A 24,942-nucleotide genomic window follows, 5' to 3' on the forward strand; every position below is an offset into this window, starting at 1 on the left:
CTGTTGTGCGCCTCGCGGCCGGGGCATCGGCTTTGATCAAATCAAGGCCGATGCTCCAGATTCCGGTCTTAACGGGCTTTCTTCGCGCGGACCGGTCACCGCCTCGCCCGAAACCGCGTTAGCGCGCGGCCTCAAACCCGCCGAGCACCGCCGTCAGATTGGCGCCGAGGATGTCGGAGAGATAGCCGCCCTCCTGCACCAGCACCGTCGGCAGTCCGAATCGGGCCAGCCCCTCGCCGATGCGACGAAAGCCGTCGGTGGTGACGGCGAGACCGGCAAGCGGGTCCTTCTCGGAGGCGTCGAGACCGAGCGCGACCACGAGCGCAGTCGGAGCAAAGGAGCGGATCGCCTTCTCCGCCGCTGCGAGCGCCTTCATGTAGTCGTCGTCACCGGTGCCCTTGGCAAGGGGAATGTTGAGATTGGTGCCGAGGCCGCCTCCGGCGCCGCGCTCATGCGCATAGCCCCAGACGAAGGGGTAGAAGAACGACGGATCGGCGTGGATCGAGACGGTGAAGACATCCGGTCGCTCATAGAAGATGCCCTGCGTGCCGTTGCCGTGATGCACGTCGACGTCGAGGATCGCGACGCGCTCATGCTTCTGGCGCAGATGCTCGGCCGCAATCGCGCTGTTGTTGAGGAAGCAGAAGCCGCCGGCGAGGTCGCGATAGGCGTGGTGACCGGGTGGGCGGCACAGCGCGTAGACGGCGTCCTCGCCGTCGAGCACCATCTGCGCGGCGGTGACTGCGACGTCGCTCGCGGCGCAGGCGCCGGCCCAGGTGCCGGGACCGATCGGAGCCGCGGTGTCCATCGTGTGCCAGCCGAGCTTGCCGACGATATGAGCAGGGTACGTGCCGGCATTGCGCACCGGGTGGATGTTCGCGATCATCTCCGGTCCGGCATTGCCGAGCGCCGACCATTCGTCCCAGGCGTCCGCGAGAAAGCTCAGATATTCCGGACTATGCACGCGCGCCCGCGGCCCCTGGCCGAACCTGGTCGGCTCGATCAGCGTGTGCTTGCCGGCCTTCAGGCCCGCCAGCAGGCGGTCGGCGCGTTCGGGCTGTTCGGTGGTACGCTGGACCACACCGCGGACAAGGAAGAACTGCGGATCATGGCTGCGGTGCAGATCACTGTAGACGGCCTTCACGGGGACACTCCTGTTCGATCGGCTGAGCTGGACAGAGCGAGGGCAATGTGCCGCACGCAAGCTCTGGCTTGCGCGTTGTACACTATCAGCGACGGCGACGATCTGAAACCGAGCGCGATTTCATGCTATGCCCGCATGCAGCGCAATGATTGAAAGACGCAGGACGCGAAGTCCGGCCATGGCCAGCGGCAAGACGGAGATGGAGGAAACGGCAACGGGGCGGCGCGGGCGGCCGCGCTCCGCCGCGACCACGGCCGCGATCCTGGAAGGCGCCTATCAGCTGATGGCGACGACCGGCCTCGCCGCGACCACCATCGACGCGATCGCCAAACATTCCAACGTCTCGAAGATGACGATCTACAAATGGTGGCCGTCGCGCGAAGCCTTGCTGATCGATGCCTTCCTCGATCAGGCCTCGCGGGCCGTGCCGCTGCCCGAAACCGGCAATCCGGTGGCCCGCGTCCGCCGCCATGTCGCAACCTATGTCGAGGCGTTGCAGGGCGAGTTCGGTCGGGTGCAGCTCGCCGTGATCTCGGAATGCATCTCGAAGACCGGCACAGCGGAACTGTTCTACGAGCGTTACCTCGGCCTGCGCCGCAGCAAGATGCTGGAGATCATCGCCGCCGGCCAGAAGGACGGCAGCATCGGCGCGCCGGGCGTCCCCGGCGACATCTATGACGCGATCTACGGCAGCCTGTTCTACCGCTACGTCTTCGGCATCAAGCCGTTGACGCCGGCCTACGCCCGCAATCTCGTCAATCTGGTGCTGCGGCCACGCGCGGACGCTTGACTATCAAGCAGAGCGCTGGCGCTGACGGCGGAACCAGACCCAGGTCTCGCGCGTCACGGCCCGGTAACTGCTGCCGCGATACACGATGTGGCCATCGACGATGGCGTTGAGCTTCGGCAGCGCATGGAACGGCACCGTGGGATAGGCGTGGTGCTCGACATGGTAAGGCATGTTCCAGGCGAACCATTTCATGATCCTGCCGGTCATCGTGGTGCGCGTGTTCTCGAACGCGCTCCGCGTCCGCTCGCAGCCGGTGTGCTCGGCATAGAGATAGGGGCGCAGGACGAGCTGACCGGCCAGGAGCGGCACGATCCACACAAAGAGCAGGATCGCACTGTGCAGCGCGAACGATGCCGCGAGCAACAGCAGATAGCCCGCGAGATAGAGCCGCGCCTCCAGCACGATCGAGGCGCGCTTGTGCGCCGGAATCCACGGCACGACCACCTTTCCGGTGAGTGCATGCCAAAACATCAGGCGGATGCGAACCAACACCTGCAGCAGTCCCGAATAGGCGATCGCGAGCTGGGTGTCCGACGCAGGCTTGGGGCCGACGATCAGCTCCGGGTCTTTCTCGGGATCCTGCGTGTAGCGGTGATGGTCCCAGTGAAACAGGCAGTAATACTGGTAGGGCAGCCCGATCATGAAGGCGGACAGATTGCCGACGACAAGATTGAGCGCGGGACTGCGGAACGCCGTCTTGTGCGCGGTCTCATGCACCACCATGAACAGGAATGCGACGAAGTAGCCCTGCACGGCAATCAGCGGCAGCGCCCACGGCAGACCGTAGCGCGACGAGACCAGGGAGATCAGCGCACCGACGATGACGATCATCCCGTAATGGCTTGCCGCGCGCACCGCGCCGGCAAGGTTCGACTTGGTCGACAAATCGCGCAAGGTCAGCGGGCTGAGCGGCTTCAGGCGGGGTCCGGCGTCACTGGTCTCTGCGATGCTCATGGTCGTCTCACCTGTCAGCGTTGCAGCAGCGCCGAGATTTCGGCGTTGATGAAGGCGCGGTCTTCGGCGTTGTTGGCGGGATTGCCGGCCCGGTGCCCATGGATCGAGGGAATGGCGTGCAGCGCGGCCGAGCGCGCGTTGACCAGGCGGCCGAGCTCATCCTCGTTGTCGCGCGGGTCAAAATAGCGATCGGTACGCCCCGGCATCAGCAGGATATGCGCCCTGATCGCGGCCAGCGCCCGGTCGACGTCGCCGCCGAATTGATCGCAACGGCTGATATCACCAGCCTGCCAGATCGCGATCTGCGCCAGCAGATCATTCGCATCGCGCCGCGCGAAGGCACCGTCCCACGATCCCGCCAGATAGTCTTCCAGCGAGTTGAAGCCAACCTTGCGCCAGACTTCCTCGCGATAGAACTCATGCGACATCGCCCAGCCGGCGTAGACGCGCCCCATCGCGCGCAGGCCCGCCACCGGCTTGGCGACGAAGCGGCCATCCCGATAGGCCGGGTCGGCGGTCAGCGCGGCCTTCACGCCTTCGAGGAAGACATGACTATACGGCGAGCACCGCGCGCTGCCGCAAACCACGGCTGCGCGCTCCACCATGTCGGGATACCGCGCGGCCCAGTGATAGGCCTGCATGCCGCCCATCGACCAGCCATAGACCAGCGCGAGCCTGGTCACGCCAAACCGCTCGACCAGCAGCCGCCGCTGGATCGCGACCGCGTCATGATAGGTGAAGGCAGGAAACGGCGCGCCGCCCAGCAGCTCGGCGGAATTCGACGGCGAGGAAGACAGACCATTGCCGAACAGATTCGCGATGACGATGAAGTAGCGCTCGGGATCGAGCGCGCCGCCCGGCTGCACCAGCCATTCGATGTCGGTGTGCTGTGCGGCGAACGACGTCGGATAGAGGATGACGTTGTCCCGCGCCGCATTCAGCGTGCCATAGGTCTTGTAGGCGAGCCTCAGTTGCGGAAACACGGCACCGCCCTGCAGCGTCACATCACCTGCCTCGAACACCTCATAGTCGCGCAGCGTGGTCATCAGCATTCGACCTCGAGCAGCAGGCGCAACGCTGCGCCCTCCATAACTGTACTATTCGTACACTAAATGCGGAACCCCGGCAATAGCGGCGAAGGTGGAATGACACCGGGCCGATCCATTCAAAATCGGTATGGATCAATACCCGTTTCGGCTTGGACCCATTGTCGTCATCTCTCTAGGACAGACCCCGAGGAAATTTTCGAGGAGGCGCTAATGAGCGCAATTGTGTCCGCCGCAGACACGCGGCGATCCCGCGTCCGGCTCTTGATCGTGACGATGCTGTTTCTCGTCACCACCGTGAACTATGCCGATCGCGCCACGCTTTCGATCGCCGGCCCCGCACTTTCCAAGGAACTGCATCTCGATCCCGTCGCGATGGGCTACGTGTTCTCGGCGTTCGGCTGGTCCTATGTGGTCGCGCAGGTGCCGTGCGGCTGGCTGCTCGACCGCTTCGGCTCCAAATGGGTCTATGCGATCAGCATCATCGTCTGGTCGATCTTCACCGCGATGCAGGGCCTGGTCGGGTTCCTGTCCGCGGGCGCGGCCGTGGTGCTGCTGTTCGGGCTGCGCTTCCTGGTCGGCATCGCCGAGGCGCCGTCATTCCCGGCCAATGCCCGCATCGTCGCCTCCTGGTTCCCCGGCAATGAACGCGGCACCGCGTCGGCCTTCTTCAATTCGGGGCAGTATTTCGCCACCGTGATCTTCGCGCCGCTGATGGGCTGGATCGCCCATGCGTATGGCTGGCGCCATGTGTTCTACGTGATGGGTGCGCTCGGCATCGTCATGGGCATTGCCTGGATCAAGACCATCTACGAGCCGAAGGAGCACCCCGCGATCAACGAGGCCGAGTTCGACTACATCAAGCAGGGCGGCGCGCTGGTCGACATGGATGCGGCGAAGGCCGGCAAGACGCAAGACAGCGGCCCCAGCTGGGACCACATCCGTCAGCTGCTCGCCAACCGCATGATGCTCGGCGTCTATATCGGCCAGTACTGCATCAACACGCTGACCTACTTCTTCCTGACCTGGTTCCCGGTCTATCTGGTGAAGGAGCGCGGGCTCTCGATCCTGCAGGCCGGCTTCGTCGCGACCTTGCCGGCGCTGTGCGGCTTCATCGGCGGCGTGCTCGGCGGCGTGATCTCCGACTATATCCTGCGCCGCACCGGCTCACTGACCATGGCGCGCAAGATCCCGATCGTCGGTGGCATGCTGCTGTCGATGTCGATCATCGCCTGCAACTATGTCGACGGCCAGGCACTGGTGGTCGGCTTCATGGCGCTCGCCTTCTTCGGCAAGGGCATCGGCGCGCTCGGCTGGGCGGTCGTCTCCGACACCTCGCCGAAGGAAGCCGGCGGCGTCTCCGGCGGATTATTCAACACCTTCGGCAATTTGTCCTCGATCACGACGCCGATCATCATCGGCTACATCCTGGCCGCCACCGGCTCGTTCAACGGCGCGCTGGTGTTCGTCGGTGCCAACGCGCTGGTCGCGGCGATCGCCTATCTGTTCATCGTCGGCGAGATCAAACGGGTGCAGCTGAAGGCGGCCTGAACGCGCTTCACCTCTCCCCGCCCTTCCGCGGGGAGAGGTCGGAATTCGCACAGCGAATTTCGGGTGAGGGGCGAAGCAACACGTCTCCGCAGAGACAGTCCTTCCGACTCGTTCGGATCGCGCGTGCACATCGAGGCGGCCGTTGCGCAGAGAGAGCCGCTCACCCCAACCCTCTCCCCCGTAAGAACGGGGAGAGGGAGCAGAAAACCAAACGGCGGCTTCGGCCGCCGTCTTTGTCTGCTTGTTTGTCTTCTTGGCCAGTGGGAGGCATCGATGCTAGAACGTACAAATCCCCGCGCGATCAATTCCGGGCTTGCATCGATGTTCGACCTGAGCCAGCTTCGCTGCTTTGTCACGGTGGCCGAAGAATTGCATTTCGGCCGCGCCGCGGCGCGGCTCAATATGACCCAGCCGCCGCTGAGCCGGCAGATCCAGGTGCTCGAGCACATCATCGACGCGCCACTGCTGGAACGCACCAGCCGCTCGGTGCGGCTGACGCCGGCCGGACGCAGTTTCCTGCCCGAGGCGCGGCGCATCCTCAAGCTCGCGGAATCGGCCTCGCAGGTTGCCCGCCGCATCGCGCTCGGCAAGACCGGCTCGCTCAAGATCGGCTTCACCGCCGCGGCCGCCTACGGCTTCCTGCCCGACCTGATCGCGGCCTGCCGCTCGCGCCTGCCCGAGGTCGATTTTTCGCTGAAGGAGATGGTCTCCGGCGATCAGTTCGAGGCGCTCACCACCGGGCAGATCGATGCCGGCCTGCTGCGCCCGCCGATCGCGCGGCCGGAATTCGCCAGCCGGCGCGTCGTGGCCGAGCCGCTGCTCGCCGCGATCCCGAAGAAGCATCCGCTGGCTGCGGCCGAGACCGTCAGCATCAAGGATTTCGACGACCAGCCCTTCGTGATGTATTCGCCCTATGAGGCGCGCTATTTCCACGATCTCCTGGTGTCGATGTTCACGCGCGCCGACGTGCTGCCGCGCTATGTGCAGCATCTCAGCCAGATCCATTCGATCCTCGCCATGGTGCGCGCCGGGCTCGGCGTTGCGATCGTGCCGGAAGCGGCCGCGAGCCTGAAGATCGCGGAGGTCAAGCTGAAGCCGCTGAAGCTGCGATCACCCGTGCCGGTTGAGTTGTTCATGGTGTGGCGGCGCGATCACGAGAACCAGTTGCTGCCTTCATTGATCGAGATCGCAACCGAAATTGCAGCGCCGCATCTGCGCGGCGATTGATGCAGAGTTAGCATCGCTCGATACCGCGTTTGGCTTGGACGCGCATCGAACCATTCCCTAGAAATTCCGCCATGGACGCGCGCTGCTCGCGCATCCCGTTCCCAGAAACATTCAAGGAGTGGCGCCATGAGCAAGATGACCCCTCAGGAGATGGCCGCTAGAATCGGTGGCGGCCTCCTGTCCTTCCCCGTGACCCCGTTCAACGCGGACTATTCGTTCGACGAGGCGACCTATCGCGCCAACATGGACTGGCTGTGCGGCTATGACGTTGCCGGCCTGTTCGCCGCCGGCGGCACCGGCGAGTTCTTCTCGCTGACGCCGAGTGAAGTTCCCCACGTCGTGAAGATCGCGGTCGACGAGACCAAGGGCCGCGTTCCCGTGCTGGCCGGCACCGGCTACGGCACCGCGATCGCGCGCGAGATCGCGGTTGGCGCCGAGAAGGCCGGCGCCGACGGCCTGCTGCTGTTGCCGCCCTATCTCACGCATGCCGAGCAGGACGGCCTCGCCGCGCATGTCGAGGCGGTGTGCGCATCGGTCAAGATCGGCGTCATCGTCTACAACCGCGACAATGCGATCCTGCAGCCCGATACGCTGGCGCGCCTCTGCGAGCGCTGCCCGAACCTCGTCGGCTACAAGGACGGCATCGGCGATATCGAGCTGATGACCCGCGTCTACACCCGGCTCGGCGACCGCCTGACCTATATCGGCGGCCTGCCGACCGCGGAGACCTTCGCCCTGCCCTATCTCGACATGGGCGTGACCACCTATTCGTCGGCGGTGTTCAACTTCGTGCCGGAATTCGCCACCAGATTCTACGCCGCGGTGCGCCGGCGCGATCATCAGACCATCCATGCAGGCTTGAAGGATTTCATCCTGCCGCTGATCGCGATACGCAACCGCAAGAAGGGCTATGCGGTGTCGATCATCAAGGCCGGCATGAAGGTGATCGGCCGCGATTCCGGCCCGGTGCGCCCGCCGCTGACCGATCTCACCGAGCAGGAGATCGCCGAGCTCGCGGCACTGGTAGCCAAGCTGCCGCAGGTCGCCGCGCAGCAGGCGGCAGAATAAGCCGAACGGCCAGGAAGACAGCAAAAGACGAAGGGAGGAGCAGATGATCCAGGACACGATCCGCACCGGCTTTGCCGGCGCACCTGTTGTCACGGCGATGGAGGTGATCCCGGTCGCCGGCCGCGACGGCATGCTCCTCAATCTGAGCGGCGCGCATGCGCCGTTCTTCACCCGCAACCTCGTTATCCTCACCGACAACTCCGGTCACACCGGCGTCGGCGAGGTGCCGGGCGGCGAGAAGATCAAGAAGACGCTCGAGGACGCCCGCGACCTCGTCGTCGGCCAGACCATCGGCGCCTGCAACAACATCCTGGCCTCGATGCGCCAGGCCTTCGCCGATCGCGACGCCGGCGGCCGCGGCAAGCAGACCTTCGACCTCCGCGTCACCATCCATGCTGTGACCGCGGTGGAATCCGCGCTGCTCGATCTGCTCGGCCAGCATCTCAATCTCCCGGTCGCAGCGCTGCTTGGCGAAGGCCAGCAGCGCACGAGCGTCGAGACGCTCGGCTATCTCTTCTTCGTCGGCGATCGCAGGAAGACCAACCTTCCTTACGTCGAGGGCGAGACCGGCAAGCCCGACTGGTTCGATCTGCGCCACCAGGTGGCAATGACGCCGGAGGCGATCGTGCGCCTCGCCGAGGCGACGCAGGCGCATTACGGCTTTGCCGATTTCAAGCTCAAGGGCGGCGTGCTCAGGGGCGAAGAGGAGATCGAGGCCGTCACCGCAATTGCAAAACGCTTCCCGAAGGCGCGTGTCACGCTCGACCCGAACGGCGCCTGGTCGCTCGACGAGGCGATCCGGCTGTGCAGCAACATGCATGGCGTACTCGCCTATGCCGAGGATCCCTGCGGTGCCGAGGCCGGCTTCTCCGGCCGCGAGATCATGGCCGAGTTCCGCCGCGCCACCGGGCTGCCGACTGCGACCAACATGATCGCGACCGACTGGCGGCAGCTCTCGCACGCACTGCGGCTTGGCGCAGTCGACATTCCGCTCGCCGATCCGCATTTCTGGACCATGCAGGGCTCGGTGCGGGTGGCGCAGACCTGCCGCGACAACGGCCTGACCTGGGGCTCGCACTCCAACAACCATTTCGATATTTCGCTGGCGATGTTCACCCATGTCGGCGCCGCCGCGCCCGGTAAGGTGACCGCGATCGACACCCACTGGATCTGGCAGGATGGCCAGGCGTTGACGCGCCAGCCGCTGCAGATCAAGGGCGGCAAGATCGCAATCCCGGATCGGCCGGGCCTCGGCATCGAGCTCGATCGCGGTGCCATCGAGGCCGCGAACGCGCTATACAAGCAGCATGGCCTCGGCGCCCGCGACGACGCGCTGGCCATGCAGTTCCTGATCCAGGGGTGGACCTTCGACGACAAGCGTCCCTGCCTCGTGCGCTAAACAAGAAAGGTTGGAAACATGACCGCTCACCAGAAGAACTTCATCGCCGGCGAATGGGTCGACGGAACAGGCATCACGCGGGACATCAACCCCTCCAACACCGGCGATGTCGTCGGCGAATACGCCAAGGCCGACAAGGCGCAGACCGAAAAGGCGATCGCCGCCGCGAAGGCCGCATTCCCGGCCTGGGCGCGCTCGACGCCGCAGGAACGCTTCGACGCGCTGACCAAGATCTCGGTCGAAATCCTCGCCCGCAAGGAAGAGCTTGGCCGCCTGCTCGCCCGCGAGGAAGGCAAGACGCTGCCGGAAGGCATCGGCGAGGTGGCGCGCGCCGGACAGATCTTTGCGTTCTTTGCCGGCGAAGCGCTGCGGCTGATGGGCGAGAAAGGCGCATCGGTGCGCCCCGGCCTCGACGTCGAGATCACCCGCGAGCCGGTCGGCGTCGTCGGCATGATCACGCCGTGGAACTTCCCGATCGCAATCCCGGCCTGGAAGATCGCGCCGGCGCTGTGTTACGGCAACGCGGTGGTGTTCAAGCCGGCCGAGCTGGTGCCGGGCTCCGCCCATGCGCTGTCCGAGATCATCGCGCGTTCCGGCATTCCGGCGGGGGTCTTCAACCTCGTGGTCGGCTCGGGCTCGGTGGTCGGCCAGACCCTGCTCGATCATCCCGACGTGGCCGCGATCTCCTTCACCGGTTCGGTGCAGACCGGCCGCAAGATCGCGCAGGCCTGCGTGCTCTCCAACCCCATGAAGAAGTTCCAGCTCGAGATGGGCGGCAAGAACCCGCTGGTCGTGCTCGACGACGCCGACGTGAAGGTCGCGGTCGAGGTCGCCGTCAACGGAGCCTATTTCTCGACCGGCCAGCGCTGCACCGCGTCCTCGCGCCTGATCGTCACCGCGGGTATTCACGACCGCTTCGTCGCCGCCATGACCGAGCGGATGAAGGGGCTTTCGGTGGATGACGCGCTGAAGAGCGGCGTGCATGTCGGCCCGGTCGTCGACCAGAGCCAGCTCGACCAGGACCTGCGCTACATCAAGATCGGCCAGGATGAAGGCGCCCGCCTGCACTGGGGCGGCGAGTTGCTCAACCGCGAGACGCCCGGCTTCTATCTACAGCCAGCGCTGTTCACCGAGGCCAACAACCAGATGCGCATCGCCCGCGAGGAGATCTTTGGCCCGGTCGCCTGCGTGATCCGCGCCAAGGATTATGAAGAGGCGCTGGCGATCTCCAACGACACCGAGTTCGGCCTCGCCTCGGGCATCTGCACGTCAAGCCTGAAATACGCCTCGCACTACAAGCGCAACAGCGAGGCCGGCATGGTGATGGTCAACCTGCCGACCGCCGGCGTCGACTATCACGTCCCGTTCGGCGGCCGCAAAGGCTCGAGCTACGGCGCGCGCGAACAGGGCGCCTATGCCCGCGAGTTCTACACCACGGTGAAGACGGCTTACACGTTCCCGGGCTGAGGCTTGTGGCGTGGGTTCGCCGAAGGCGTAACTCGCCATGGCCACAACGTACCAAACATGACGGGTTACGCCTTCGGCTAACCCGCCCTACAACTTCCGGAGTCCACGATGGACCAGTCGATCGGCGCGCAGGAGCAGCCCCGCTACATCAAGCTCAACGAGCGCGACAATGTCGCGATCGTCGTGAATGATTTCGGGCTGCCGGCCGGCTCGCGCTTCGCCTCGGGCCTGACGCTGCGTGCTTTCGTGCCGCAGGGCCACAAGACCGCGCTGGAAGACATCGCCGAAGGCGCTCCGATCATCCGCTATGGCGAGGTGATCGGCACGGCGCTGTCGCCGATCCTCGCCGGCGAATGGGTCGACGAGGCCCGCATCCGCATGCCCGACGCGCCGCCGCTCGATCAGCTCGAGATTGCGACCGCGGTGCCGCCGGCGCTGCCGCCACTCGAAGGCTTCACCTTCGAGGGCTATCGCAATCCCGATGGCTCGGTCGGCACCAAGAATATCCTCGGCATCTCCTCCTCCGTGCAATGCGTCAAGGGCACGATGGAATACGCAGTCAAGCGCATCCGCGCCGAGCTCTTGCCGAAATACCCCAACGTCGACGACGTCGTGCCGCTGACGCATGCCTATGGCTGCGGCGTCGCGATCACCGCGCCCGACGCCGTGGTGCCGATCCGCACCCTGCAGAATCTCGCGCTCAATCCGAATTTCGGCGGCGAGATACTCGTCGTCGGCCTCGGCTGCGAGAAGCTCGCGCCGGAACGGCTGGTGCCGGAGGGCGTCGGCGACGCCATCGTGCGCATGCAGGACGAGGCCTTTGACGGCTTCGGCGCCATCGTCGACGCCATCATGACCCAGGCCGAGGCCCGGCTGAACGTGCTCAACGCCCGCAAGCGCGAGACCTGCCCGGCCGCCGATCTCGTGATCGGCCTGCAATGCGGCGGCAGCGACGCGTTCTCCGGCGTGACCGCGAACCCCGCGGTGGGCTTCGCCGCCGACCTGCTGGTGCGCGCCGGCGCGACCGTGATGTTCTCGGAAGTGACCGAGGTGCGCGACGCGATCCAGCTGCTGACCCGCCGCGCCGTCAACCAGGATGTCGGCCGCGCGCTGATCCGCGAGATGGAATGGTACGACGCCTATCTCGCCCGCGGCGGCGCCGACCGTAGCGCCAACACCACGCCGGGCAACAAGAAGGGCGGCCTTGCCAACATCGTCGAGAAGTCGCTCGGCTCGATCGTCAAGTCGGGCTCCGGCCCGATCGCGGGCGTGCTGTCGCCGGGCGAGAAGGCGCGGCAGAAGGGCATGCTGTTTGCGGCTACTCCCGCCAGCGACTTCATCTGCGGCACGCTGCAGCTCGCCTCCGGCATGACCTTGCAGGTGTTCACCACCGGCCGCGGCACGCCCTATGGCCTCGCCGCAGCCCCCGTCATCAAGGTCGCGACCCGCAGCGAGCTGGCACGGCGCTGGAAGGACCTGATCGATTTCGACGCCGGCTGCATCGCCAGCGGCGAGAAGACCATCGAGGAAACCGGCTGGGACCTGTTCCGTCTGATCCTCGACGTCGCGAGCGGTCGCACCCAGCCGTGGTCGGACCGCTGGGGCATCCACAACGATCTGACGCTGTTCAACCCGGCACCGGTGACCTGAGCATCCGCGGCTCCTTAACCACCCGTTAGCCACGTCCTGATCGGCCCGGGAACGTGGCAATTCGATTCAATTTGTCTGGGCATGGAGGCACACATGACCCGGACAACCAACGATCTCAGAGATCAGGCCGACCGCGCCGAGCGGCTGGCACGCACCGGCATAGACTCGTTGACGGTCGAGCGCCTGCGTGCCTACGCGGAGGAATGTCGCATCGCAGCGGCCGAGCGGGAGAGGCAATCGGGGGCATCACCACCGGCATAGATGTCCGGTCGTCAAAACGTCTTTAGGCCACGCACTTCCTTGGCGGCGACCTTGATCAGCGGCTTGACCGCCTGCTCCTCTCGGCCGAGCACGACGCCCGAGGCAAAGGCGCTGGCGCGCTCCTTCCGATGCGGGGCCTTCAGCGCCGCATCGACCGCCAGCTCGCGGTGCGCGACAAAATCGTTGAGCGAGCCGAGCGCATCCTGGACCCGCTTCAGATGCCGGGACAGCCGCGCGAGTTGCTTGCGCTCACCCTTGCGCGAAAACAGGCTTTCGAAGAAGTCGATCGCGTATCTGAGCTTCTTGGCCCTGATGCGCAGCTTGTGCCGCTCCTCGGCCGACAGCTCGTCGAGACGCCGGCCATCCTTGCGCAGCTTCCTGATGCGGCGATGCAGCAGCGCGGCGGCGAATTCCTCGATCGGACCGCCTTCGTCCTCCGCGGCAATGGTCTGCCTTGCCTCGATCCATTGCAGCGTGTCGATCAGCATGGACCGATAGCGCCGCGAATTGACCGCGTGCCTCGCGCCGGCAAATGCGCGGTCGCGGCGACCGGAAAACTCCCGCCGGATCGCTTTGCCGCCGCGCCGGAGCAGCGCGTCATGCGATGCAGGCTCGATATCTTCCTTGACGAACACATCAAGCTCGCGCGCCGGCGCGAGCGCGTTGGTGAGCCACTTCAGCTGCGTCTTGATCTCCTCCGTCGGAGCTACGGTGAGGATCTTCGAGAACAGCGAGATCGCAGCGCGCAGCCGCCGCAACCCGACCCGCATTTGGTGAATGCCTTCCGCCTCGCCCTCGCGGACCGCGTCGGCATTCGACGAGAAGTGACGAAGCGCGCTGCGCGCGACCACCCGGAATGCCGCGCCGGCGGTAAGTCCGGCGTCGAGCACGATGCTCCCGGCGGAGACGACGACATGCTCCTCGCCATCGGCAAGTTCATAGCCGTGTTCGGCTTTCGAGCGCAGATCGAGCTCCGCCGCCGCCTTCCGCTCCAGCGCCCTGGCGACCCGGAACAGGTCGAGCGGGCGGCCGCTCTTGAGCTCGAGTTCGACCTCGTCGATTCGGCGCGAACGGTGCCCGGCCGTGGTGTAGCCGCGATCGATCGCGAGTTCGATCTCGCTGCGTTTGGTCCGCAGCGGCACGGTGATACGCCGCACCGACGTTTCGAACACCGGCTTCAGCTTGCGACGCAGCCTGCCAGACGCGAGCTTTTCGAGCGGCGTACCTTCAGCCTTGTCGAGGTCGAGGTTTCCGTCCGCCAGGTCAGTCTCCCATTCGCCCCGTTCAAACTGCGGACCCGCTCCCGACTTGATAGTCTGAACATAGTTGCCGCCATCGCGCCGCACGCGCAGCGTCAGTCCGTGCCGCTTGAGCTTGTGCTTCGCCGTGTCGAAATAGGTCGAGACGAGATCGCTCTCGGATGGTGCACCGCTCCTGCTGCCGGCGACCCGCGGTTTCTTCAGTCCCTTGAGCTTGCGCGCGGGAACGTGGAATTTGAGCTCCGTCTCGGCCGCCATCGTCGCTCCATGCCTGGGGCACCAAGCAGACGTCCGCCGTGACGAAGTCAGCGACGGACGTTCATGCTCACACAAGATCGCCTGAGTTGGCGTCAATCGTCGTCGTTATGGATGACGGTCTTGCTGCGATTGCCGAATTCGTCCCGCTTCTTGATGACCGTGGTCCGGTCATGGCGCGGCTCACGCTCCCTGATCACGGTGGTGCGATCACGATCGCGGTCGCGATACTCGGGCGCCCGACCAACGGTCACGCCCGCGCCGACGGGACCTGCGCGGACACCGATATCATCGGCGAACACAGGCGATGCGATCGCGGTCACCATGGCCGCGGCTAGCAGATACGTCCTCATGCTGTCTCTCCTCCTCCAGTTGCGATGTGAAGAAGGAACGTCGAGTGAGACACACCGTTCCTGTATCGACCGTGTTGCAGACATCGCGCGGGGAACTCGCTGAACAAGCATTCATCTGTGTGGCGAAATACCCATGTTCCACGCGTTGAATAGCCTGAATTGATGTCCCACGTCCTTAACTAATAGGAGGACGTTCCATGAAACAGTCACAGCACTTCCGCGACAATGCGGAGAACTGCGCGCAGCTTGCCGAGCGTGCCGACGACGCGCCGACCTACAATCGCTTCAAGCGAATGGAAGCGGCCTGGCGCGCGCTGGCAAAGGAACAGGACTGGCTCGACGGCGAGACTTCGCCATCGGAAAATGCAGCCTAGATCCAGCCCGGCCGTGGCGGCAAATGCGACGTCGCCACGGCTCGCGGCCTATTCGGCGCTGCGTTGCCGCTGCCAGCGCAACAGATAGGCCTGCAGCCGCCAGATGATCGCCGACAGCACCACACCGACCAGCATCAGCACCACGACAGCAACCATCATGCCCGAGGCCTCGCCGCGCGCCTCCGATTCGATGATGAGACGGCCGATGCCGCGCTCGGCGCCGATGAACTCGCCGACGATCACGCCGATCAGCGCGAAGGAGATCGCAGGCGTCAGCGAAGCGAACACCCAGGCCATGGTCGAGGGGATCACCACCGTCCGGGTGATCTGCCATTCGCTGGCGCCAAGCAGCCGCGCGGCATTGGTAAAGCCCTCGTCGATCGAGCGCGCGCCCTCGAAAGTGTTGAAGAACACCAGGAACACGACGACGATCCACGACGTCACGATCTTCGACATGTCGCCGATCCCGAACGCCAGCACGATGATCGGCGCCAGCGCGATCCGTGGGATCGAATTCACCGCAGTGATGAAGGGCTGAAAGATCGCGCTCAGCCGATCGGATCGTCCCAGGATCAGCCCGGCGACGAAGCCGCTGACCACGCCGGTAACGAAGCCGAAGAAGGTATTCTTCAGGGTGATGGCGGTCGCGGCCCAGAGGTTGTTCTCGTTGCGCGCCAGGCACTTTCCGAAGTCGCCGTTGAACCAGCTGTTGAAGGCGCCGAGCTTCGAGGTCAGGCAGCTCTGGATCAGGAAGTTGTCGAAGATCATCGACGGCTTCGAGATGAAGTAGGGATCGAGCAGGTCGGGCACCAGCCAGGGCAGCTTGGTGCGGAGGTCGTAGCCCCATTGCCAGACCGACAGCACGACGGCGCAGATCAGGACCTGCCAGCCGACCGTGCCGAGCGTGCCGTATCTCTTCATGCGCTGCGGCCCTTGACGAATTCCTCGCCCAGCGAATGCCAGATGTGCTGGAACAGCTCGGCATAATGCGGGGTCTCTCGCACCTTCACCGCATCGCGCGGCCGCGCGAAGTCGACCTCGAACATGTCCTTGATCCGGCCCGGCCGCGCCGAGAACAGGATGATGCGGTCGGCCAATGTCAGCGCCTCGCCGAGATCGTGGGTCACGAACAGCACGGTCTGCTGCTCGCGTTCCCAGATCCGGAGCAGCACCTCGTGCATGTCGATCTTGGTGTGGGTATCGAGCGCGCCGAACGGCTCGTCCATCAACAAGATCTGCGGCTCGACGATCAGCGTCCGCATCAGCGCCGCGCGCTGGCGCATGCCGCCCGACAGCGCCGACGGATAGGCGTTCTCGAATCCCTTCAGGCCCGCCTGCGCGACGCATTCGGCGATGCGCTCCTTCCGTTCGTGAGCCGGCACGCCTGATAGCTCCAGCCCGTAGCCGATATTGTCGCCGACGGTCCGCCATGGAAACAGCGTGTCGCGCTGGAACACATAGCCGACATTGGGCGTCGCCTTGCCGGCGACGACGCGCTTGCCGTCGATCAGGATCTCGCCACCGGTCGGGCGGATCAGCGAGGCGATCATGTTGAGCACGGTGCTCTTGCCGGAGCCCGACGGCCCGAGCAGCGCGACGAACTCGCCGCGGCGGACGTCGAAGGTCACGTCGCGCACGGCCTCGATCGTGGTTTTGGCGAGCTGGAACGACTTGCTCAGGCCCTTGACCTCGACGCGGCGATCGGCCGAGGCGCGCGGCGATACGGTTGCGCTTGTCTCGAGCGCGCTCAACCCGGATAGGCCTTTCGCGCCGCTTCGATGAGGTTCGAGTTGACCACGTCGGCGATCTTGAGCGGCTTGATGCCGGTCATCTCGCGGAACCAGACCTTCTCGCCGCGCGCGAAGCTTGCGGCGTCGATCGAGCCCTCATAGTCCGCGACCTTCTGGATCGACGTGATCTCCAGCAGATTGGCCTCGCGCGAGGTGCTGCCGACATAGGGCTCGATGGCGTCATAGACCTCGGTCGGCTTGTGGGTCTTGATCCATTGCGACGCGCGCCACAGCGCGGTGACATAGGCCTGCATCTTGGCCGGGTCCTTGTCGATGGTGGCCTGCAGCGTGAAATGCGCGGTCACCGGCACCTTGCCGCCGATATGCTTGTTCCAGATCGCCTCATCGGTGCCGTCGAACAGCAATTCGCCCCAGCCCTGCTGCTGTGCCTCGTTCAACAGCGACAGCGAGCTGACGAGGATGTCGACCTGCTTCGACTTCAGCGATCCCAGCATGGTGTCAACATTGCCGGTGCCGATCCAGGTCACCTTGTCGTCGAGTCCCATTGTTTCCATGTAGTAGGACGACCAGACATGGTTGGTGCCGCCGAGCGAGGACACCGAGACGATCGGCTTGCGGCCGTCGGGCCGCTTCCATTGCGTGAACGCCTCCAGCGAGTAGATGCCCTGGTCCTTCAGGTCCTTGCGGATAATGAACATCACCGAGTTCGATCGCGTGTCGACCGGCAACAGCACGCGCGCGGCGCGGCCGTGATTGGTCAGTTGCATCGGATGGGTGACGTCGCCGATACCGATATCGCCCTGCGACGAGGCGATGATCTCGCGGGTCTTCACGCCGCTGCCGCCCTGCACCAGCTTGCAGTCGAGCCCGGCCTCCTTGAAGTAGCCGATACGATCGGCGACGAACTGCGTCTGATAGACCGGCACCGCGACCGGATAGATTGCGCGGCCCGCGGCCGCCTGCGCCCACGCACGCCCGGTCGCTAGCGCGGCGCCGCCGGCGGCGATCACCGTCAGCGCCGACCGCCTTGAAATGTGGGGCATGGTGAGGCGCGCCATCACGCGTGCTCCTTGGCCGAGATCTTGTCGAGCGCGCCGAGCACCGCATCGCCCATCTGGACAGTCGACAGCTTTTTCGCCCCGGCCTCGGCGATATCGGCCGTGCGCGCGCCGGAGGCCAGCGCGGTCTGCACCGCCTTCTCGAGCAGGTCGGCGTCCTCGGGCCGGTTCAGCGTCAGGCGCAGCAGCATCGCGACGCTGAGGATCGAGCCGAGCGGATTGGCGATGCCCTTGCCCGCGATATCGGGCGCGCTGCCATGCACCGGTTCATACAGCGCCTTGCGGCGGCCGAAGCGATCGACCGGGCCGAGCGAGGCCGACGGCAGCATGCCGAGCGAGCCCGAAGCCATCGCCGCGCAGTCGGACAGGATGTCGCCGAAGATGTTGCCGGTCACCATGACGTCGAACTGCCGCGGCTCGCGCACGATCTGCATTGCGGCGTTGTCGACATAGAGATGGGTCAGCTCGACGTCGGAGAACTCCTCCTTGTGCAGCTTGATCACCTCCTCGCGCCAGACCACGCTGGTCTCCAGCACATTGGCCTTGTCGACCGAGCAGACCTTGTTGCGCCGGGTCCGCGCCAGCTCGAAGGCCGAGCGCGCGACGCGGCGGATCTGGTTCGTGGTGTATTGCTCGGTGTTGAAGCCGCGGCGCTGGCCGTCGGGCAGTGTCTCGATGCCGCGCGGCTCGCCGAAATAGATGCCGCTCGTCAGTTCGCGAATGATGACGAAATCGACGCCGTCGAGCACCTCGGCCTTGAGCGGCGCGGAGGCCGACAGTGCCGGGCTCGCCACGATCGGCCGCAGATTGGCATAGAGATCGTACTTGCTGCGCAGGCCCAGCAGACTGCCGGCCTTGCGTGCCGCGGCCGGCACTTCGGTCGTCTCCGGCCCGCCGGTCGCGCCCCACAGGATGGCGTCAGCCTCGTCCATCGCCTCGGCGGTATCCTCGGGCAGCACCTTGCCGGTCGCCAGATACGGGATCAGGCCGTATTGCGCCTCGCGCAGCGTCATCGGCACGTTACGTTTCGCCGCGAACCAGTCGAGCACGCGACGCGACTGCGCGGTGACCTCGGGGCCGATGCCCTCGCCGCCGACGACGGCGACCTTGACCATGTTGGATTGCGCGCTCATGCCGGTGTCCTTGAAGCGGGTGTCCTTGTCGAATGAATCCATGGCCGCGCCGCGCGGTCGGAGGCCTGGAAAGCGTGGATCTCGTCGTCGCGCTGCAGCGTCAGCGCCACCTCGTCGAGCCCCTTCAACAGCCCCTCGCGCCGCCGCGGATCGATCTCGAACGAATGCCGCGCGCCCGACGGCGAGACGATGGTCTGGGCCTCGAGGTCGATCGAGACCTTACCCGCGCCCTGCGTCGCCTCGATGTCGGCGGCAAGCTGATCGACCACCGCCTTGTCTACGATGACGGGCAGGATGCCGTTCTGGAAGCAGTTGGCGAAGAAGATGTCGCCGAAGCCGGAGCCGATGATGGCGCGGATGCCGCGCTCCTGCAGCGACCACACCGCGCCCTCGCGCGAGGAGCCGCAGCCGAAATTCGGTCCGGTCACCAGGATCTCCGCCTCGCGGTATGGCTCGCGGTTCAGGATGAACTCCGGGTTCTCCGAGCCGTCGGGCAGATAGCGCAGCGAGCCGAACGCCCATTTGCCGAGCGTGCCGCGGATCGAATTACCCACCAGCCGCTCGATGCGGATGATGACGTCGGTATCGATATTGCCGCGCATGATCGGCGCGGCGGTTGCGGTGAGCCTGTCGAACGGTTTTGGCATGCTCTAGCGTCCCATCATCCTGACATCGGCGATCGCGCCGGCAATGGCGGATGCTGCGGCGCTCGCGGGGCTCGCCAGATGCGTCCGCGCGCGCGGCCCCTGCCGGCCGACGAAATTGCGGTTCGAGGTCGAGACCGAGCGCTGCCCGGGCGCCACCACCTCGCCATTGGCGGCAAGGCACATCGAGCAACCCGGCTCCCGCCACTCGAAGCCGGCGTCGATGAAGATCTTGTCGAGCCCTTCGGCGACCGCCTCGCGCTTGACATTCTCCGAACCCGGCACCACCCAGGCGCGGACCCCGGCCGCGACCTTGCGGCCGCGGGCAACCTCGGCCGCGGCGCGCAGATCGCTGAGCCGGCTGTTGGTGCAGGAGCCGATGAACACCCAATCGACCGGCGTGCCGGCGATCGGCGCCCCGCCTTGCAGGCCCATATACTCCAGCGCGGTCTCGATCGCGGCGCGCCGCAAGGGATCGTCGACCGCCTTCGGATCGGGAATCACGCCATCGACGCCGACGACGTGCTCGGGGCTGATGCCCCAGGTCACCTGCGGGATGATCTTCTCGACATCGATCACGACCTCGCGGTCGAACACCGCGTCGGGATCGCTCGGCAGTTCGCGCCACGCTTTCACCGCGAGATCCCACATCTCGCCTTGCGGCGCATAGGGACGGCCGCGGAGAAATTCGAACGTCTTCTCGTCCGGTGCCACCATGCCCATCTTGGCGCCGAGCTCGATCGAGAGGTTGCAGATCGTGAGCCGGCCCTCGATCGGCAGCGCGCGGATCGCACTGCCGGCATATTCGACTGCATAGCCGGTGCCGCCGGCGGCGCCGATATGGCCGATCAGCGCCAGGATCATGTCCTTGGCGGTGACGCCGAGCGGCAGCTTGCCCTCGAAGCGCGCGCGCATCGTCTTCGGGCGGCGCTGGATCAGCGCCTGCGTCGCCAGCACATGGGTGAGCTCGCTCGATCCGATGCCGAAGGCGAGCGCCCCTAAGCCGCCATGGGTGCAGGTGTGGCTGTCGCCGCAGACGATGGTCGCGCCCGGCAGGCTCAAGCCGAGTTCCGGACCGATGACGTGGACGATGCCCTGGCCGGGCTGGTCGACGTCGAACAGCGTGATGCCGCTCGCCGAGGTCTCGACCCGCAGCGCCGCCAGCAATTCCAGTCCGATCTTGCTGGTTCCGGCGCGGCCGGGCGCCGTGGACAGCGCGTGATCCGGCGTTGCAAAGGTCAGTTCGGGATTGTGGACCTTGAGGCCCCGGCTCTTCAGATCGAGCAGGCCGCGCGAACCACCGAGATCGTGCAGCAGATGGCGGTCGATATGAAGGAGGTCTGTGTCTTCGCTGAGGCGAGCAATGACATGCTGGCCCCAGATCTTCTCGAGCAAACTTCGGCCGGGCATCCGCCTTCCCCTGCTCTCTGCGTTTCCATGCGCCTTGATCTAATTGGCGCCAATCTGGGCCAAAGTTGTCGTCAAGTGAAGCAGTTTTGCCTTAACATCACATATGTGATGGAAGTGCGGTACTTGCCCCACCGAGGAGCCAGCCATGCCGAATCTGAATAAGACGGCCATCGTCAAGTCGGCCATGCGGACGTTTGCAGTTCTGGAGTTCTTTCGGAAAACAAAGCGGGCTGCTTCCGTGACTGAAATATCGTCCGCGCTGGAGATGCCCCAATCGAGCACGTCCGTGTTGCTTCGCTGTCTCGTTGAATTGAACTACCTGGAATACGAGCGAAAGACCCGACGTTTCATCCCGAGCTACCGGGTCAATCTGCTCGGTGATTGGATCCGTCGTTCTCCGTTCCGTGATACCAAGCTCACCGATCTGATGGAGGAACTCTGGACCGCGACGGGCGGCGAAACCGTCATGCTTGGGCAACAGGCCGGCGCGGCCGGGATGCAATATCTGCACGTGGTCCCTGGCGGCTCTCAGCTTCAGTACACTGCACAGGCCGGTCAAATACGGCCGATGGTTCGGACCGCGCTCGGACATGTGCTGCTGAGCCAAATGCCGAACACCAAAATTCGCGGCATTATCCGTCGCAACAACGCCGAGGAGCCCAGTCAGTCGGCGCGCGTTCGCGAATCCGCCTTTCTCGAGGAGGTCGAGCGCATTCGCCGCCGCGGCTTTTCCGAGTCAGGCGGCCGCACGACGCCGGGCGCAAACACAATAGGCATGCTCGTTCCCCTGCCAAAGCGACGCGCTCCGCTGGCCATCGGCATCGGCGGCCCCATCGAACGTATCGCGGCAAAGCGCTCGCACATCATTGAAGTCATGCAGAGCCGGCTGAAGGAATTGACGGAGGAAGCCGGGCCAAGATTCGTTGAGAAATGACCTCTCGGGACACCTAACGCGTGGTACGGATGGCAAAGCCGCAGCCCGGATGGAGCCAATGGGTCGCTCGAACGCGCGCCCGATGACAGGCTTCGCGCAATCCGGATTACGCGACGGCACAACACACTCGATGTCGTCCCGGCGAAAGCCGGGACCCATAACCACGAACGCCTGTTGCCTTGCTCAGCTGTGTCGACGAATCCCCCCATAACGTCCGCCGCGGAGTATGGGTCCCGGCTTTCGCCGGGACGACAATGGGAAAGGCTGCTCGCAAATGTTACGACGCCAGCGCTTCTTCCGGCATCACGGCCGACAGATGCTGGCTTTCGGCCACGGCGCGGTTGGTGATGCGGCCGCGATGCACGTTGAGGCCGGTGCGCAGATGCGGATCCTCGACCAGCGCGCGCAGTCCCTTCGAGGCCAGCGCCAGGCCGAACGGCAAGGTGGCATGATTGAGCGCGTGGCTCGAGGTGACCGGCACCGCGCCCGGCATGTTGGCCACGCAATAATGCACGATGTCGTCAACGAGATAAGTCGGCGCCTGATGCGTGGTCGGCTTCGAGGTCTCGAAGCAACCGCCCTGGTCGATCGCGACGTCGACCAGCACCGCGCGGCGCTTCATGCCCGCAAGCTGCGCGCGCGACACCAGCTTGGGCGCGCTGGCGCCGGGCACCAGCACCGCGCCGATCACAACGTCAGCCGCGAAGACCTCCTGCTCGATCGCTTCCAGCGTGGCGTAACGGGTGCGGACCCGGCCGAGGAAGAGATCGTCGAGCAGGCGCAGCCGCGGCAACGAGCGGTCGAGGATGGTGACGTCGCTGCCGAGCCCTGCCGCCATCCGTGCCGCATGGGTACCGACCACGCCGCCACCGATGATCGCAACCCGCGACGGCGGAACGCCGGGCACGCCACCGAGCAGCTTGCCCATGCCGTCGGCGGATTTGCGCAGCGCGGCGCCCGCGGCCTCGATCGCGAGCCGGCCCGCGACTTCGCTCATCGGCGCGAGCAGCGGCAGCCCGCCATGCGCATCCGTGACGGTCTCATAGGCGACCGCGGTGCAGCCGGAGGCGATCAGACCCGCGGTCTGCGGCACGTCGGGCGCGAGATGCAGATAGGTGAAGAGGATCTGTCCCTCGCGCAGCCTGATCCATTCGGACGGCTGCGGCTCCTTCACCTTCACGATCATCTCGGCGACGGAGAACACCTCTTCGGCGGTGTCGGCGATCCGCGCGCCGGCCTGGGTGTAGACCTCGTCGCCGGCACCGATGCCATCACCGGCGCCGCGCTGGACCACGACCTCGTGGCCGTGCGCCACATATTCCCGCACCGAGGCAGGCGTCAGCCCGACCCGATATTCCTCGACCTTGATTTCCTTGGGCACGCCGATGCGCATGGTCCGCTCCTTGAAGGATTCGTTTCCGCCGCCCTCAAGGCTATTCCCCGTCACATGGCGTTTCTCAGCGATTTCCGGCTTGCTCACAGCCAGATACGCTCATATCCTTCGCATTCAGCTCAGCTCTTGAAGGAAATCTGCGTGGACGGTCTCGATCGTATCGACCTCAGAATCCTCGCCGAGCTGGTCAGTGATGCCCGCGCGAGCCAGATCGAGCTTGCCGAGAAGGTCGGGCTGTCGCCGACCGCCTGCGCGCGGCGCATCCGCCATCTCGAGGAGATCGGCGTGATCCGCGGCTACCGCGTCGACCTCGAACCATCAGCGCTTGGCCTCGTGACGACCGTCGTCGTCACCATCACGCTGGAAAAGCAGAGCGAGGATTATCTCGCAGCCTTCGAGGCCGCGATCGCGCGCTGCCCCGACGTCGTGTCCCCTGCCATCTGATGTCGGGCAGCGACGACTATCATCTGCAGGTGATCGCCCGCGACATCGCCGACTTCGAGCGCATCCACAAACAGCATCTGTCGCGGATGCCGGGCGTCGCCCGCATCCATTCCAGCTTCGCGATGCGCGAAGTGGTCCGCCGTACCATCCCCGAAACCGCGCTGCGCGGCTGACGGTCACGCACCACCGCACACTGTCACAATCGGGCGCTGTCACAATCGAGCACTGTCATATTAGGACACTGTCATAATCGGACCTGCCCGGTTTGCTCCCACACGCATTTTTTAGTCGTGATTCGCCGCCTTCTATGACAAAATTACTACAGTTCGATATCAGTTCGGTTACGCGCGGAGCGGTGAATGAGCATGGAGTGGCGGGCACGGCCGGTTTCGCTGGCTTGGTCAAATCCAGTGGTCCGGTGGTGGGGCTTCTTGAGCCTCGTCAGCGCCACCAACATCGCGATCTGGTTCGCGCTTTACCGCCAGTTCAATGAACAGGCCAATGGCAGCTTCAGCAACACCTCGGGCATCGGCCTGATGATGCTGCTGTGCGCGGCCTATGTGTTCGGCTGCGCCTTCCGCTCGGTCCTGCCGCGCGCCGACGTGCAGCGCATCTGCCTGTTCGACACCTGGCTGTCGAGCGTCGTGGTCGGCCGCACCGTTGCCACCGTCGCCGAGGTCTGCTTCGCCGCGCAATGGGCGATCATCCTGCATCAGCTCGGCACCATGACCGGCGCCGAGACCACCGTGAACATCGCCTGGATCATCGTGCCGCTGATCGTGATCGCGGAATGCTTCTCCTGGTATGCGGTGCTGACCACCCATTATCTCTGCAACGCGATCGAGAACTCGATCTGGGCCGTGGTGTTCTTCCTGGTCGGGATTGCGCTGTGCCGGCTGCTGCCGGAGTTTCATGGCCCGGTGCGCTGGGCCTTCGTCGTCGCGATCCTCGGCATCGCCGGCTTCCTCGCCTTCCTGATGACCGTCGACGTCCCGATGTATCTGAACCGCTGGCGCGCCAACCTCGCCGCCGGCGGCACGCTGCTGCATCCGCTGGAAGGCCTGCGCGACGTCAGCCGGCGCTGGGTCGTGACCCACGACATCGCCGAGTGGCGCGAGGAGATCGCCTGGATGTCGCTGTATTTCAGCATGGCGGTCTGGTCGAGCCTCGCGCTCTGCGTCGGCTACTCGCTCGAGGATCAGCTGCCGCGCTACCGCACCGTACCTGCGATCGTGACGGCGACACCGGCGAGCGAGAGTACGACGCCGGCGACCGCAAGCATGACGCCGACAGCGCAGCACACCGCCACGATCGACGCGGCGGCACCGTCGCGGAATTGATCGGCGACCGCCACGCACGGCTTGTCGCTGCCGGTGC

Annotated in this window: 23 protein-coding genes and 1 pseudogene; 12 read left to right on the forward strand and 12 right to left on the reverse strand. The window is 65.3% G+C overall.

The annotated features are described in order from the left end of the window. Nucleotides 1-118 precede the first annotated feature (118 nt). Nucleotides 119-1,144 carry a histone deacetylase family protein gene (locus tag ACVWY5_RS30535; RefSeq protein ID WP_028333273.1) on the reverse strand — a complete coding sequence of 342 codons (1,026 nt, stop codon included), beginning with the start codon at nucleotides 1,142-1,144 and terminating at the stop codon, nucleotides 119-121. A gap of 178 nt (nucleotides 1,145-1,322) precedes the next feature. On the opposite strand from ACVWY5_RS30535, the gene ACVWY5_RS30540 reads away from it, so the two are divergent. Next, on the forward strand, nucleotides 1,323-1,934 hold the full coding sequence (locus tag ACVWY5_RS30540; protein ID WP_028333274.1) for a TetR/AcrR family transcriptional regulator: 612 nt from the start codon (nucleotides 1,323-1,325) through the stop codon (nucleotides 1,932-1,934). A gap of 3 nt (nucleotides 1,935-1,937) precedes the next feature. On the opposite strand, the gene ACVWY5_RS30545 is transcribed toward ACVWY5_RS30540, so the two are convergent. Both ACVWY5_RS30545 and ACVWY5_RS30550 read right to left on the reverse strand, forming a co-directional pair. After that, on the reverse strand, nucleotides 1,938-2,888 hold the full coding sequence (locus ACVWY5_RS30545; RefSeq protein ID WP_028333275.1) for a fatty acid desaturase: 951 nt from the start codon (nucleotides 2,886-2,888) through the stop codon (nucleotides 1,938-1,940). A gap of 14 nt (nucleotides 2,889-2,902) precedes the next feature. Continuing rightward, on the reverse strand, nucleotides 2,903-3,934 hold the full coding sequence (locus ACVWY5_RS30550; RefSeq protein ID WP_028333276.1) for an alpha/beta fold hydrolase: 1,032 nt from the start codon (nucleotides 3,932-3,934) through the stop codon (nucleotides 2,903-2,905). Between the two features lie 213 nt (nucleotides 3,935-4,147). On the opposite strand from ACVWY5_RS30550, the gene ACVWY5_RS30555 reads away from it, so the two are divergent. The 7 genes from ACVWY5_RS30555 (at nucleotide 4,148) to ACVWY5_RS30585 (ending at nucleotide 12,557) form a co-directional block, all read left to right on the forward strand. Beyond that, nucleotides 4,148-5,485 carry an MFS transporter gene (locus ACVWY5_RS30555; protein WP_028333277.1) on the forward strand — a complete coding sequence of 446 codons (1,338 nt, stop codon included), beginning with the start codon at nucleotides 4,148-4,150 and terminating at the stop codon, nucleotides 5,483-5,485. Between the two features lie 321 nt (nucleotides 5,486-5,806). After that, nucleotides 5,807-6,712 (forward strand): LysR substrate-binding domain-containing protein, encoded by a 906-nt coding sequence (locus tag ACVWY5_RS30560; RefSeq protein WP_028333278.1) that lies wholly within the window; start codon nucleotides 5,807-5,809, stop codon nucleotides 6,710-6,712. A gap of 126 nt (nucleotides 6,713-6,838) precedes the next feature. Beyond that, nucleotides 6,839-7,780: a 5-dehydro-4-deoxyglucarate dehydratase gene (kdgD, locus tag ACVWY5_RS30565; RefSeq protein WP_028333279.1), complete on the forward strand. Its 942-nt coding sequence runs from the start codon at nucleotides 6,839-6,841 to the stop codon at nucleotides 7,778-7,780. 43 nt (nucleotides 7,781-7,823) lie between these two features. After that, entirely contained in the window at nucleotides 7,824-9,179 is a 1,356-nt protein-coding gene (gene gudD / locus ACVWY5_RS30570; protein ID WP_028333280.1) for a glucarate dehydratase, read from the forward strand. An 18-nt stretch (nucleotides 9,180-9,197) separates the two neighbouring features. Further along, on the forward strand, nucleotides 9,198-10,646 hold the full coding sequence (locus tag ACVWY5_RS30575; protein WP_028333281.1) for an aldehyde dehydrogenase family protein: 1,449 nt from the start codon (nucleotides 9,198-9,200) through the stop codon (nucleotides 10,644-10,646). A 108-nt stretch (nucleotides 10,647-10,754) separates the two neighbouring features. Next, nucleotides 10,755-12,296 carry a galactarate dehydratase gene (gene garD / locus ACVWY5_RS30580; RefSeq protein ID WP_028333282.1) on the forward strand — a complete coding sequence of 514 codons (1,542 nt, stop codon included), beginning with the start codon at nucleotides 10,755-10,757 and terminating at the stop codon, nucleotides 12,294-12,296. Nucleotides 12,297-12,389: 93 nt separating this feature from the next. Continuing rightward, entirely contained in the window at nucleotides 12,390-12,557 is a 168-nt protein-coding gene (locus ACVWY5_RS30585; protein ID WP_410712152.1) for a hypothetical protein, read from the forward strand. Nucleotides 12,558-12,568: 11 nt separating this feature from the next. Here ACVWY5_RS30585 and ACVWY5_RS30590 read toward each other — a convergent pair whose 3' ends face one another. Together ACVWY5_RS30590 and ACVWY5_RS30595 are read right to left on the reverse strand one after the other, a co-directional pair. After that, a complete protein-coding gene (locus tag ACVWY5_RS30590; protein ID WP_028333284.1) occupies nucleotides 12,569-14,074 on the reverse strand; it encodes a CYTH and CHAD domain-containing protein in 1,506 nt (501 codons plus the stop codon). 92 nt (nucleotides 14,075-14,166) lie between these two features. Further along, nucleotides 14,167-14,424 (reverse strand): hypothetical protein, encoded by a 258-nt coding sequence (locus tag ACVWY5_RS30595; protein WP_028333285.1) that lies wholly within the window; start codon nucleotides 14,422-14,424, stop codon nucleotides 14,167-14,169. Between the two features lie 197 nt (nucleotides 14,425-14,621). Between ACVWY5_RS30595 and ACVWY5_RS30600 the strand changes: the two genes are divergently transcribed. Continuing rightward, nucleotides 14,622-14,798 carry a hypothetical protein gene (locus ACVWY5_RS30600; RefSeq protein WP_167350459.1) on the forward strand — a complete coding sequence of 59 codons (177 nt, stop codon included), beginning with the start codon at nucleotides 14,622-14,624 and terminating at the stop codon, nucleotides 14,796-14,798. A 48-nt stretch (nucleotides 14,799-14,846) separates the two neighbouring features. On the opposite strand, the gene ACVWY5_RS30605 is transcribed toward ACVWY5_RS30600, so the two are convergent. The 6 genes from ACVWY5_RS30605 to leuC are packed head-to-tail and all read right to left on the reverse strand — an operon-like array spanning nucleotide 14,847 to nucleotide 20,794. Beyond that, complete coding sequence (locus ACVWY5_RS30605) at nucleotides 14,847-15,719, reverse strand: ABC transporter permease (protein ID WP_028333286.1); 873 nt, start codon at nucleotides 15,717-15,719, stop codon at nucleotides 14,847-14,849. Continuing rightward, nucleotides 15,716-16,549: an ABC transporter ATP-binding protein gene (locus ACVWY5_RS30610; protein ID WP_051376069.1), complete on the reverse strand. Its 834-nt coding sequence runs from the start codon at nucleotides 16,547-16,549 to the stop codon at nucleotides 15,716-15,718. The genes ACVWY5_RS30605 and ACVWY5_RS30610 overlap by 4 nt, the downstream gene beginning before the upstream one ends. Beyond that, nucleotides 16,546-17,607 (reverse strand): ABC transporter substrate-binding protein, encoded by a 1,062-nt coding sequence (locus tag ACVWY5_RS30615; RefSeq protein ID WP_028333288.1) that lies wholly within the window; start codon nucleotides 17,605-17,607, stop codon nucleotides 16,546-16,548. Before ACVWY5_RS30615 ends, ACVWY5_RS30610 begins: the two co-directional genes overlap by 4 nt. Further along, entirely contained in the window at nucleotides 17,607-18,740 is a 1,134-nt protein-coding gene (gene leuB, locus ACVWY5_RS30620; protein WP_028333289.1) for a 3-isopropylmalate dehydrogenase, read from the reverse strand. Before leuB ends, ACVWY5_RS30615 begins: the two co-directional genes overlap by 1 nt. Next, on the reverse strand, nucleotides 18,737-19,387 hold the full coding sequence (gene leuD / locus ACVWY5_RS30625; protein ID WP_028333290.1) for a 3-isopropylmalate dehydratase small subunit: 651 nt from the start codon (nucleotides 19,385-19,387) through the stop codon (nucleotides 18,737-18,739). Before leuD ends, leuB begins: the two co-directional genes overlap by 4 nt. Nucleotides 19,388-19,390: 3 nt before the next feature. Beyond that, complete coding sequence (leuC, locus tag ACVWY5_RS30630; protein WP_028333291.1) at nucleotides 19,391-20,794, reverse strand: 3-isopropylmalate dehydratase large subunit; 1,404 nt, start codon at nucleotides 20,792-20,794, stop codon at nucleotides 19,391-19,393. A 145-nt stretch (nucleotides 20,795-20,939) separates the two neighbouring features. On the opposite strand from leuC, the gene ACVWY5_RS30635 reads away from it, so the two are divergent. After that, a complete protein-coding gene (locus ACVWY5_RS30635; protein WP_028333292.1) occupies nucleotides 20,940-21,728 on the forward strand; it encodes an IclR family transcriptional regulator in 789 nt (262 codons plus the stop codon). A gap of 277 nt (nucleotides 21,729-22,005) precedes the next feature. Here ACVWY5_RS30635 and ald read toward each other — a convergent pair whose 3' ends face one another. After that, nucleotides 22,006-23,121 (reverse strand): alanine dehydrogenase, encoded by a 1,116-nt coding sequence (gene ald / locus ACVWY5_RS30640; protein ID WP_028333293.1) that lies wholly within the window; start codon nucleotides 23,119-23,121, stop codon nucleotides 22,006-22,008. A 126-nt stretch (nucleotides 23,122-23,247) separates the two neighbouring features. Here ald and ACVWY5_RS30645 point away from each other — a divergent pair. Both ACVWY5_RS30645 and ACVWY5_RS30650 read left to right on the forward strand, forming a co-directional pair. Then, nucleotides 23,248-23,738: pseudogene (locus ACVWY5_RS30645) on the forward strand (Lrp/AsnC family transcriptional regulator). A gap of 192 nt (nucleotides 23,739-23,930) precedes the next feature. Beyond that, nucleotides 23,931-24,905: a hypothetical protein gene (locus tag ACVWY5_RS30650; protein ID WP_321176721.1), complete on the forward strand. Its 975-nt coding sequence runs from the start codon at nucleotides 23,931-23,933 to the stop codon at nucleotides 24,903-24,905. Nucleotides 24,906-24,942 lie beyond the last annotated feature (37 nt).

Source organism: Bradyrhizobium sp. USDA 3256 (assembly GCF_054058275.1).